Here is an 11,557-nt window from a genome sequence, read left to right as displayed (position 1 = left end):
CACCTCATCTTCTGCTATTAATTAAAAAATCGACCACTGAGCGCCTCACTTCCAACCACCGCACTAACTTATCAGGGCGCATTATCACCTTGACGAGTACGTCTCCAAACACTACAAATGTCATTCCGCACGAATAGTAATTCGGCACTTTCGGGCGCCAGCTGCAATACCCCACAGCAGCCAAGTCATCGAGCTCACCCTGCCAATAGATAAGCTTCTTGTGATTTTCAAAAATCGTGTCACGCGCCTCTACACGATAGAGGCTGCTTGACTCATCGTACTCAGCAAGCGTTATTGTTTCTGCTGGGCTTTTCCGCAAAAGAAACTCGAGTTGACGCCGTAAATCCCCCTCTCTTGCAGTTATCGGGCCCACTGCGACCAACAGCCCCTCATGCTCCAAGCCCTGCCGGAACACTAAACTGTCATCCGCCGGCTCGAGCTCTGGCCAGGTCATTGACAAAAATACAGATACCAGGTTTGCGTCACAGCCTTTTTTGTTATAAATAAAGCCAGGATCAAAAGAGCTTTTTCCCTCATATTCTGGCCAAAATGGAAAGTACAACCTAGAGAACTTGTACACTTCCCCTGAAATTCTGCCGCACACGAAAGGATCAAACGTTACCTCCCCTGGCTTCCAAGGTTCGCTTTTCCAAGCCACAACTATCATCACCAGCACGGGAGTCAACAAGAGTACAGCGGAGCAAAGCCTCAAAAAATTCCAAGCCCATAGGAAAAACAAACATGGTATTTTTCTCATAATGACTTAGCGCTCCTTCAAGCTTTCTCGGACATGCAACCAAAAGAGGGCAGAATCTAACTTTGATCATTTCCCTTCTCCTTGCCTTACACCTCGCCTTGCAATTCTTCAATTCTATTAATCACACACCTCAACTCACCCCGCAAAAAAATCAACACTCACAAGAGCCAGCCCTCTTATCACGCTAAGCCTGACGCGCCTCTTCCACATCGGACATTTCCATCCTGATCATTTATCGACCCGATACCTCGCAGCATTCATGAAAAACTCACCCACTGCCAAAGCAATGTTATGCCACTCCCCAAGCCTCTCCCATAAAAACTCCACATTAACAATTGCATCCCCTCCGGGTATCAAAAACTTCAAATAGCAACGCGAGTAATTGGCCTTGGGTTCCACCCAGTTGCAATAACCGATGTATTGCATGCGTCCCTTGGCCTCCAGCCAGAAAAAGCCCTTGCGCCGATTAGGAAATTCACTATCAACACCCTCGAGAAAATTTAGGCCGAGATCTTCGTTCAGCTTGCTAGCCTTAACTAGAGCCGCGGGTGTTTCACGAAGATAATGCTGGAGCTGTTTTCTCAACCCTGCTTCCCCATGCAGCCAAGGCCCAATTGCGACCGATATCCCATCAAAGCGAAAAGACGTCGCCTCACCGTAAGAGACGGGCTGCACCTCCGGCCAACTCATTGCCATATAGAGTGACGCCAAGTTTGCACCACAGCCTTTTTTGATATTTATAAATACCGGTTCCCAAGAACTCTTGCCCTCATCCTCAGGCCAATAGATCACATACTTCCTAGGGAGCTCATAAACAACACCCGAGACCTTTCCACACACCATTGGATTAGGGGTCGTCAGCTTCTTCGGCGCCCAAGTCGGGGCAATAACAATGGCGACCAATAACCACACCACACTTAGCAACAACAACAATTTGCTAAAACCCCACAGCACCAAACCAAATCTTCTACACAGCGCAATTAGCTTTCCGAACAGCACCTTCACAAAGAGAAAGATATACCTGAAACTAATCATCACCCCTCCCTAGAGCCAGTCTGCCCATATCAGCCACTAAGCAAACTTTGTTTTAGACAATGCATAAACTTTTCCAAAATCTCTTTCGCACAACACGGAAATTTTGCTCCCAGCCCCAAACGCATCTGAACCACCGAGACCGACAGCACAGCAACTCGCCATGCCAGCCAACATTATTGCACTACAGATCCGCAGTAAGCTCCAAGCCGCTCTATATACAATGCACGCATTTTTATATTTCATTTATCGCTCCTTCAGACTTTCCTTTGCATGCCGCTGTAGGGGACTCAAGAAGAAACTGATAACCCTGCGCCTATCCACAATCACTTCTGCACGCACAGCCATGCCCGCCGTCAACGGCAAGTCGTTATCCCCTACGCGCAAAGCTTCCTTGGCCAACTTGATTCGAGCGCTATACAAAAGACCGTGCCTATCATCCTCAATGGCATCATCGGAAATACTCTCCACCACCCCCGGTACAACGCCATACCTGGTAAAGGTGAATGTCTCGATCTTCACTTCCACGTGCTGACCCGGAAAAACAAAGCCGATATCTTTGTTCTCGACTTTCACTTCCACTTCCACCGGCTCGCCCGTCGGCACAATGACCATCAGTGTCTGCGCGGGTGTAACCACCCCGCCCTGTGTATGGATTGCCAACTGCTGGACGGTGCCGTCAACGGGGGATGTCAGTACCTTGAGGCGATGCCGCTGCTCGGCCTTGTTCAACTCCTGCTCAAGGGTTGCAATGCGCCGTTGCGCCTCACCGTGAAGGTCGAGCATGGCTCTGCGCAGTTGGGCAATGGCACCGCTACGGCGGTGCTGAGCAGCAAGCCGTGCAGCGTTCAGTTCGTCTATGCGCGAGCGCTGGAGTGCCAGTTCACGCTCCTGCTCCAGGCGGGCCTGCTCCTTTTCCAGGTAGGTGTGCTTGGCCACCGCCGATTCACTGAACAACAGCTTGTAATCCGCCGTCAGTTGGCGGGTGATCACCAGCAGTTGCTGGAGCGCGTTGGCCCGGCCCTGGGCGGAACGGATTTCGGCAGCGCGTTGACCGATTTCGGCATCGGCCTGTTCCAGCGTGACCTGCAACTCCAGGTATTGCCCCTCCAGCCAGCGCTGCGCGACTGCCTGCTGCGCGGCCGTGGCCTGCGGTATCAAGGGTGCCAGGGAGGCAGGTGCCACATCGCCGTCCAGCGCACTCAGCAGTGTGCTGGCGCGGGCCTGGTCGATCTGTGCAGCCAGCAGTTCGCTGCCCAAACGCTTGATGTCAGCCTCGGTCAACTGCCCTTCCAGCTCGACCAGCACATCGCCTTTGCGCACCGGCTGGCCATCGACGACGTGGATCGACTGCACCACCGCGACCTCGCTGGCCTGTATCAACTTGCTCCTGCCACTGGGCACGATCCTGCCTTCGGCACTGGCGATGACATCGATCTCACCGATGCAAGCCCAGGCAAGCGCCAGCCCGATGAACATCAGCAGGCTCCACTGCAGGTAGCGCGGCAAGGGATGCACTGGCGTTTCCTGCAAGGACAGTGCCGCAGGTAAAAAGGCCAGTTCGTCGGGTTCACGTACGGGGCCATCCATGCACCGGCGCTTGCGCCATGCCGTCCTCCACGCATCCCGGTAGCGCTCGGCAAGGTCTTTGAACGCCACACTCATACGGCGGCCCCGAGCTGCAGTTGATGCAGGTAGGCATAGGTGCCCTGTGGATAACCAAGCAGCTCATCATGAGTCCCTTGCTCGATGATCTGCCCACGCTCCATGACCACGATGCGGTCGGCATGGCGTACTGCCGAAAGCCGATGGGCAATGATGATGACCGTGCGCTGCGCGCAAATCCGCGCCATGTTCTGCTGGATGATCCGTTCGGACTCATAGTCCAGCGCACTGGTGGCTTCGTCGAAAATGAGGATGCGTGGGTTGCCGAACAGCGCTCGGGCGATGGCTATGCGCTGTCGCTGCCCACCCGACAGGCTGGCGCCGTGCTCACCAATCAGGGTTTCGTAGCCATCCGGTAATTCGAGGATGAACTCGTGAGCACCCGCCAGCGTCGCTGCGGCGATCACTTCTTCAAGCGGTGCTGCTGGGTTGCCGAGGGCAATGTTCTCGCGCACGGTGCGCCGAAAAAGCACGTTGTCCTGCAACACCACGCCGATCTGCCGACGTAGTGACGCCACATCGGCTACCGCCAGGTCAGCACCGTCGAGCAATACCCGCCCCCGCTCAGGTGAGTACAGCCGCTGAATCAAGCGTGTCAGCGTGCTCTTGCCTGACCCCGAGCGACCTACAACGCCTATCACTTCTCCGGCGGCGATCTTCAGGCTGACATCGCGCACCACTTCGCCCCCGTCCGGCCGATAGCGAAAACACACACGATCGAGTTCGATCTGCCCGACAAGTGTGGGCAGCACCGTGCCCTTGCCTTGGTTGACCTCGGTACGGGTGTTGAGAATGTCACCCAGGCGTTGAATCGATACCCCTGTCTGCTGGAAGCTGGTCCAGAGTTGGGCCAGGCGGATGATGGGCTGCGACACGCGCCCTGCGAGCATGTTGAAGGCGATCAGCTCGCCCACCGTGAGTGCGCCTTCGATGACCAGCCGGGCCCCCAGCCACAAGGTGGCTACCGTGACCAGCTTGCCGATCAGGCCGACGCTTTCATTGGCCAGACTGGAAAGGTTCTGGGTCTTGAAACTGGCAGATACATAAGCGGCCAACTGATCATTCCAGCGCCGGGTCACCTGAGGTTCCACGGCCATCGACTTCAGTGTGTCGATGCCGTTGACCGCCTCGACCAAAAAGGCCTGGTTCTCGGCGCCGCGTTGGAAGCTTTGATCAATCAACGCCCGCAGTAGCGGAGTAACGACCAGGGATACGAGAAAGTAGAAAGGCAGCGAGCCAACGACGACCAGCGTCAACCATCCGCTATAGAGGAACATGACAGCGATGAAGACCAACGAGAACAGCACATCCAGCACTAGCGTGATGCTGTTGTTGGTCAAGAAACTTCTGATGTTCTCCAGTTCTCGCACTCGGGCAACCGAGTCACCGACTCGCCTGGCGTGAAAATAGGCGGTGGGAAGATCGATCAAATGCCTGAACAGTTTTGCACCCAGTTCGACATCGATTCTTGACGCTGTATGAGCTGCCACATAGGTACGCAACCCACTCAGCAATGTTTCAAATAGAACGACGACCAATAAACCCAAGGCGATAACATCCAGCGTGGTCAAACCGCGATGCACCAGGACTTTGTCCATTACCACCTGAAAGAACAAAGGCGTCAGCAAAGCCAGTATCTGAATGACCAGGGAAACCACGAGCACTTCGCCAAATAGCCGCCTGTACTTCACCAGGGCAGGAATGAACCAGGTAAAGTCGAAGCGCGACAGCCCGAGGGGCAACTGGGCATCGGAGCGAACCAGAATGAGTTCTCCCGACCAGCGCACCACCAGTTCCGCGAGGGTCAGCGCTTGCGGCGCGCGGGAGTGCGGGTCCTGCACCAGAACCTGCTCGCCCTCCACGCGCGCGATGATGAAGTATTCACCACGCGTATCCACTGCAATAGCGGGCAAGGGCATCTGCTGCAGCCGGGCCGGATCGACGCTGCGGTGTTTGGCCTTGAGGCCAAGTTGCTGAAATGCCCGAAGTAGTGGGCCGGTAGAGAACCGCTCACCCGCTGCTGCATGATCGTGCTGCAACTGCTCGGCAGAGACGGCAACACCATGGTAACGCGCCAGCGTGATAAGACACACCAGCCCACTTTCAATAGTGTTGGCATTGCCATCAGATAAATCAGCCATCACGCCACCTCTTATGAAAACCGGACATGAGGCGATACTAGCCCGAAGCAATAGGACAAACGTCCTACAAGCTTCCGACGCAAGCGTGTGACACTTCTGACTTTTAAAGTCTATTCGTAGGAAGTTTCCTAACGGCGAGAAATCCAGTGTAGGAAGTTATAACTTACGCCGTAGGAATAAATAACCAGAATCAGACATATCCACTCTAGACCGGGTCTTTGAGTGGATATGTCGGTTATCAGCGGATCAAGGCCCCCAGCCCCTCGAGCAATCGCTGCAGCGCCCCCTGATTGGCCCGCATCACCGCCCTGCCCGCCTCGCCCATGCGCTGGGCGTCCTGCGGCAGTTCCACCAGACGGCGCACCGCACCGGCCAGCCCGTCAGCATCATCCACCTGCTGCAACGCACCCGCCTCGCGCAGCATCGCGCTGATTTCGAGGAAGTTGAACACATGCGGCCCCATGAGCACCGGCAAGGCCAGCGCCGCAGGCTCCAACGGATTGTGCCCACCGGTCGGCACCAGGCTGCCACCGACGAAGGCAATGTCGGCCAGGGCATACAGGAACAGCAGTTCGCCCATGGTGTCGCCCAGCAATACCCGCGTTTGCGCATCGACCAGCGTGCCGGCAGAGCGGCGCACGGTGGTGAACTGCTCGCTGCACAGCGCATGCACTGCATTGAAGCGCTCGGGGTGGCGCGGCACCAGGATCAGCAAGGCATCGCCATGCACCTGCAACAACTGCCGATGCGCCTGCAGGATCAAGGGATCTTCCCCTTCATGGGTGCTGGCGGCGATCCACACAGGGCGCTGGCCGCCCCCCCACTGTTCACGCAATGTCCTGGCGCGCGGCAGCAGCTGTTCGTCGATCGTCAGGTCGAACTTGATCGAACCGGTGACTTGCACGCGCTCAGGGCGTGCACCCAGGTCACGGAAGCGCTGGGCCTCGGTTTCGGTCTGCACGGCAATCAGGCTCATCTCGGCCAGCATCGGCCGGGTCAGCCTGGCAAAGCGCCCATAGCCACGGGCCGAGCGCTCAGACAAGCGCGCATTGGCCAGCGCCACCGGAATGCCGCGCCTGGCACACTGGTGAATGTGGTTGGGCCAAAGCTCGGTTTCCATGATGATGCCCAGCTTAGGCTGCACATGATCGAGAAAACGCCCCGCCGCCCAAGGCAGGTCGTAGGGCAGGTAGCAATGCTGCACGCGTGGTTCGTTGGCGAACAGGGCGCGAATGCGTTCAGAGCCAGTAGGGGTCATGCAGGTCAGTGTGATCGGCAGCTCTGGGTAAGCCTTTAGCAAGGCACGCACCATGGGTGCGGCAGCAATGCTCTCGCCCACCGATACCGCATGCACCCAGATACCACCCTGGCGCATGGCCGGTAGCTTGAAAGCAAAGCGCTCGCCGATACGCTGGCCATAGGCCGGTGCCTTGCGCGCGCGTAGATACAGGCGCAGCGCAACCAGCGGCAGGCCCAGGTGAAACAGCAAGGTATAGAGAGTTCTGTTCATGGCGGCTAAGTCTACCCGATCGCGCGAAGGTGCACTGCAAAGCGCTCGGCCAGCCACTGCGCGGCCGGGCCCAGAGGTTCATCGCGGCGCCAGGCCAACTCTGCCACCAAGGCCGGCGGCCGCCAGTCGCTGTCCAGTTCGACCATGTGCGCCTGGTAGGTCGGGTACTGCACCACATGCCGGGGTAACCAGGCCCAGCCCAGGCCGCGCATCAGCAGTTCGGCCATGGCGTAGAAGCTGTCGGCACGCCATACCTGCGGGCTGATCGCCTCGCCGCCGGGGTAACCGCTTTGTTGTGGCGTGATCAGCAACTGCCGGTGGCGGGCCAATTGTTGGCGAGTGACCCGGCCTTCGCCCGCCAGCGGGTGGCCGACCGCGCACACCGTGACCATCTCCACGCTGCCCAAGGCACGGCGTTCCAAGGAAGCCGGGATGCTTTCGTGGAGGAAGAACAGGCCCAGATCGGCGCGCCGCTCCACCAGCTTGCGCGCCACATCGCCCTGGGCTCCGCTGGCCAGTTGCACCTCCAGGAACGGGTAGCGACTCGCCAGTTCGTCGAGGCTGTCGATCACCGGCTGATACGGCATGGCTTCGTCCTGCGCGACCCGCAGCAAGGCCTCCTGCCCGCGCATCAGGGCCAGGGCGCGGCCATCCAGGCGTTCGCACTGGCGTAACAATTCGCGGGCGTCTTCCAGCAAGGCGCTGCCGTTTTCAGTCAATTTCGGTTGCCGGCCGCTGCTGCGCTCGAACAAGGTGACCCCTAGGTCGGTTTCGAGCAGCGCGATGGCACTGCTGATCGCCGACTGGGCTTTGTGCTGCTCACGTGCCACCGCGGAGAACGAGCGCAGTTCTGCAACGCGCAAAAAGGTACGCAATTGTTCAAGGTTCCACTGCTCGGCCATCAACCTATCTCCCACATTGATAGGTAATGACTTTACCCCATCCAGGCAACGTCTAGAATGCCCGCTCAGTAACGGAGGATCCCGCCATGAATGCCTACACCTACCTCGCCATTGCCATCTGCGCCGAAGTCATCGCCACCGCCTCGATGAAAGCGGTGAAAGGCCTGAGCACGCCGTTGCCACTGCTGCTGATGGTGGTTGGCTATGGCATTGCGTTCTGGATGCTGACGCTGGTGGTCCGCAGCATTCCGGTGGGGATTGCCTACGCCATCTGGTCGGGCCTGGGGATTGTGCTGATCAGTGTGGCGGCGCTGGTGATCTATGGGCAGAAGCTGGATATGCCGGCAATGCTTGGCATGGCCATGATCGTGGGTGGCGTGGTGGTAATTCAGCTGTTCTCGAAGACCGCTGGGCATTGAAAGCCCGTGTGCGGGGCTCGCCGACGATAGGGCCATCTCAGGTATAGCCTGTATACTTGCCAGCTGTCCCAGTCTTCGAGGTACCGCCATGCCATCTGCCATTTCCACTGACGTGCTGATCGTCGGCGCCGGGGTCGCAGGCCTCTGGCTCAATGCCCGCCTGCGCCGCCTGGGCTACTCGACAGTGCTGGTGGAGCGCGCCAGCCTTGGCGGCGAGCAGACCATCAAGTCGCAGGGCATCATCCACGGCGGCACCAAATACGCCCTGCATGGCGCCCTGACCGGTGCCTCGGAAGCCATCGCCGACATGCCGCGCCGCTGGCGCGAGGCCTTGGCCGGCAACGGCGAACTCGACCTCGGGCGTACCCGCCTGCTCTCCGATGCCCACTACCTGTGGTCGCCGGGCACCTTGGCCGGCAACCTCACAAGCTTCTTCGCCAGCAAGGCCGTGCGCGGCCGGGTCGACCAGGTCAAGGGTGACCAGCTGCCACCGGCACTGCAGGACCGCGCGTTCAAGGGCAAGGTGTATCGCCTGGCGGAACTGGTGATCGATGTCCCGAGCTTGCTGGCCAACCTGGCCGAGCTGGCCGGCGAGTCCTTGCTGGCAGGTGAACGCATCGAACCCTTGCGTGAAGGTAATGCGTTGGTCGGCCTGCGCGTGGACGACCGGGAAATCCGTGCCCAGCGCATCGTATTGAGTGCCGGAGCCGGCACCGAAGGCTTGCTGCAGGCGCTGGGCCTGGATCAGCCGGCCATGCAAACCCGCCCGCTGCACATGGTCATGGCCAAGGGCCCGAACCTGAAACCTTTGTACGCCCACTGCCTCGGCGGCGGGCCCAAGCCGCGGGTAACGGTGACCACCCATCCGGCAGCCGATGGCCAGTGGGTCTGGTACCTCGGTGGGGACCTGGCCGAAGCCGATGGCGTGGCGCGCGAGCCTGCAGCGCAGATTGCTGCAGCGCAGAAGGAAATCGCCAACCTGCTGCCCTGGGTCGATCAGAGCCTGGTGCGCTGGGCCACACTGCGCGTCGACCGCGCTGAGCCTGCACAATCCGGCCTGGCACGCCCGGACAACGCCTTCCTTGCCGACCAGCAGCGCCTGCTGGTGGGCTGGCCGACCAAACTGGCACTGGCACCGGATTTCAGCGACCGGGTAATCAGCCACCTGGAGCGCGACGGCATTCGTCCACAAGCACAGGCCGACCTGGCCGACCTCCCACGCCCTCCACTGAGCGTACCGGCCTGGGAGCAGTTGCTGCCATGAGCCTGCCAACCCTGCACGCATTCCATCGCCCGCTGGGCAGCACCGGCCTCACGGTCTCTCCACTGGGCCTCGGCACGGTCAAGCTGGGCCGCGATCAGGGCGTGAAGTACCCCACTGGCTTCACGATCCCCGGCGATGAGGAAGCCCGCCTGTTACTGGCCCAGGCCCGCGAGCTTGGCATCAACCTGATCGACACCGCCCCGGCCTACGGCCGTAGCGAAGAACGCCTGGGCCCGCTGCTGCGCGGCCAACGTGATGAATGGGTAATCGTCAGCAAGGTCGGTGAAGAGTTCGAGGAAGGCCTGTCGCATTTCGACTTCAGCGCTGCCCACACCCGCCGCTCGGTGGAACGCAGCCTGCGCCGGCTCGAAACCGACCGCATCGAACTGGTGCTGGTGCATTCCGACGGCAACGACCTGGCCATCCTCGAACAGCAGGAGGTCTACCAGACCCTGGCCGAACTCAAGCAGGAGGGCAAGATCCTCGGTTTCGGGCTGTCCGGCAAGACCGTCGCCGGCGGCCTGAAGGCACTGGAGCAAGGCGACTGCGCCATGGTCACCTACAACCTCAACGAACAGGCAGAACGCCCGGTGCTGGACTACGCTGCCGAACACGGCAAGGCCATCCTGGTAAAGAAGGCCTTGGCGAGCGGGCATATCTGCCTGGCCCCGGGCGTCGACCCGGTGCAGGCCAGCTTCGAGCTGCTGTTCACCCACCCGGGCGTCAGCAGTGCTATTGTCGGCACCATCAACCCGTTGCACCTGGCCCACAACGTGGCCACCGTCGCCCGTATCCTGGGCCAGCATTGAGTTACCTCAGGCTCCCGATTCAGGGACTGGAGACTGACCCGACGCAAGGAGGAGCCTCGTGGCGCGAACGCTGATCCGCAAGAACCCGAGCAACTTCAAGACACTGCCACTGCATGTCGAGGCCACGCCCGAAGGCTTGATTTACCAAAGCATCGGCATGCCGCTGAACTTTGCCCAGACCCAGCAACGGCGCAAGGCCATCCAGTTACCCGATACACAACACTTCGTGGTCGAACTGGCCAACCTGGGCGTGTCAGTGCGCCTCACGCTGCATTGGCAGAACCGCGATTACTGGGTACTGGTGCGTCAGCGCCGACAAGACCGTGGCGATGTGGTACTGAAACTGATTTCCGGTTATGTACCGGCGCAGGAGCTGAACCTGCCGCTGCACACGGCCGTACAGGAAGTGGCCGAGGAGTGCCTGCTGGAAACCCCGGAAGGTTGGCTGGGCGGGCGCTTCAACGACACCTGGCTGCCCATCCCCTACGCCGCCGCCCTGCACTACCGCGAAACACCCCACTTCGTGCTGGCTCCGGAGTCCGGTGCCGCACGCCCGGTGCATTGCGGCAAGCTGATGCTCCTGGAGCGCCCACGGGCCTATGTGCACCTGCCCACCGCTTCGCTACAGCTGATCTATGACATGCGCCTGCAAGTGCCCCGGGACGCCAAGAAACTCAGCTTGTTCCACGTTGACGAGCGGCTGGAGGGCGACCAGCTGGTGGCGCGGCTCAACCGCAAACGCCCCGACCTGTACCTGATGCCATTGAAGGACGGCCAGCCACTGGCAGAGCTGTACACGCTGAAAAAGGATGAGCTGGTGCCGGCGAGTACGCGTGGGCTGTACCTGGCAGAAAGTTTTGCCCGGCAGGAAGGCTGGGTGGTGGCAGATGAACGGGTACGCTGGAAGGATTGGGTGAAGCAGCAGGGGTTGGTGGAAAGCAAGCCCGCAAGGGCGTCGCACTTGCAAAGGTTTGGCGACAAGGCGCGAGCGCTGCTGGAGCGGGCGCGGACCTCGCTGAACAAGTGACATCCCGGGAGCTTTCGCCTGCTTGCTGGGG

The 11,557-nt window shown here is 59.7% G+C and carries 10 protein-coding genes; 4 read left to right on the top strand and 6 right to left on the bottom strand.

Going from position 1 to position 11,557, the window contains the following annotated elements; all coding sequences use genetic code 11:
- Positions 1–4: 4 nt before the first annotated feature.
- From BJQ17_RS01555 to BJQ17_RS01530, 6 genes are all read right to left on the bottom strand, one after another.
- The gene (locus BJQ17_RS01555; RefSeq protein WP_070095404.1) at positions 5–757 is read right to left on the bottom strand and encodes a hypothetical protein; all 753 of its coding nucleotides are present in this window, start codon (positions 755–757) and stop codon (positions 5–7) included.
- 228 nt (positions 758–985) lie between these two features.
- Positions 986–1,792, bottom strand: coding sequence for a hypothetical protein (locus BJQ17_RS01550; RefSeq protein WP_070095403.1), 807 nt, complete (start codon positions 1,790–1,792; stop codon positions 986–988).
- Between the two features lie 243 nt (positions 1,793–2,035).
- On the bottom strand, positions 2,036–3,454 hold the full coding sequence (locus BJQ17_RS01545; protein ID WP_070095402.1) for an HlyD family type I secretion periplasmic adaptor subunit: 1,419 nt from the start codon (positions 3,452–3,454) through the stop codon (positions 2,036–2,038).
- Positions 3,451–5,595 (bottom strand): type I secretion system permease/ATPase, encoded by a 2,145-nt coding sequence (locus BJQ17_RS01540; RefSeq protein WP_070095401.1) that lies wholly within the window; start codon positions 5,593–5,595, stop codon positions 3,451–3,453. Before BJQ17_RS01540 ends, BJQ17_RS01545 begins: the two co-directional genes overlap by 4 nt.
- Before the next feature lie 238 nt (positions 5,596–5,833).
- Positions 5,834–7,105 carry a lipid IV(A) 3-deoxy-D-manno-octulosonic acid transferase gene (gene waaA, locus BJQ17_RS01535; RefSeq protein WP_070095400.1) on the bottom strand — a complete coding sequence of 424 codons (1,272 nt, stop codon included), beginning with the start codon at positions 7,103–7,105 and terminating at the stop codon, positions 5,834–5,836.
- Positions 7,106–7,116: 11 nt separating this feature from the next.
- Positions 7,117–8,007: a LysR family transcriptional regulator gene (locus tag BJQ17_RS01530; RefSeq protein WP_003249460.1), complete on the bottom strand. Its 891-nt coding sequence runs from the start codon at positions 8,005–8,007 to the stop codon at positions 7,117–7,119.
- Positions 8,008–8,093: 86 nt separating this feature from the next.
- On the opposite strand from BJQ17_RS01530, the gene BJQ17_RS01525 reads away from it, so the two are divergent.
- From BJQ17_RS01525 to BJQ17_RS01510, 4 genes are all read left to right on the top strand, one after another.
- Positions 8,094–8,426: a multidrug efflux SMR transporter gene (locus BJQ17_RS01525; protein ID WP_004577390.1), complete on the top strand. Its 333-nt coding sequence runs from the start codon at positions 8,094–8,096 to the stop codon at positions 8,424–8,426.
- 88 nt (positions 8,427–8,514) lie between these two features.
- Positions 8,515–9,690, top strand: a complete 1,176-nt coding sequence (locus BJQ17_RS01520) for an FAD-binding oxidoreductase (RefSeq protein WP_003249456.1) — start codon at positions 8,515–8,517, stop codon at positions 9,688–9,690.
- Positions 9,687–10,499, top strand: a complete 813-nt coding sequence (locus BJQ17_RS01515) for an aldo/keto reductase (RefSeq protein ID WP_060538076.1) — start codon at positions 9,687–9,689, stop codon at positions 10,497–10,499. Before BJQ17_RS01520 ends, BJQ17_RS01515 begins: the two co-directional genes overlap by 4 nt.
- 58 nt (positions 10,500–10,557) lie before the next feature.
- The gene (locus tag BJQ17_RS01510; RefSeq protein ID WP_003249451.1) at positions 10,558–11,526 is read left to right on the top strand and encodes a hypothetical protein; all 969 of its coding nucleotides are present in this window, start codon (positions 10,558–10,560) and stop codon (positions 11,524–11,526) included.
- Positions 11,527–11,557: the final 31 nt, after the last annotated feature.

Origin of the sequence: Pseudomonas sp. NBRC 111139 (assembly GCF_001753955.1) — a bacterium.
Taxonomy (GTDB): domain Bacteria; phylum Pseudomonadota; class Gammaproteobacteria; order Pseudomonadales; family Pseudomonadaceae; genus Aquipseudomonas; species Aquipseudomonas alloputida.
Note: the sequence above shows the minus strand (reverse complement) of the source record. Positions and strands in the feature narration are given on the sequence as shown.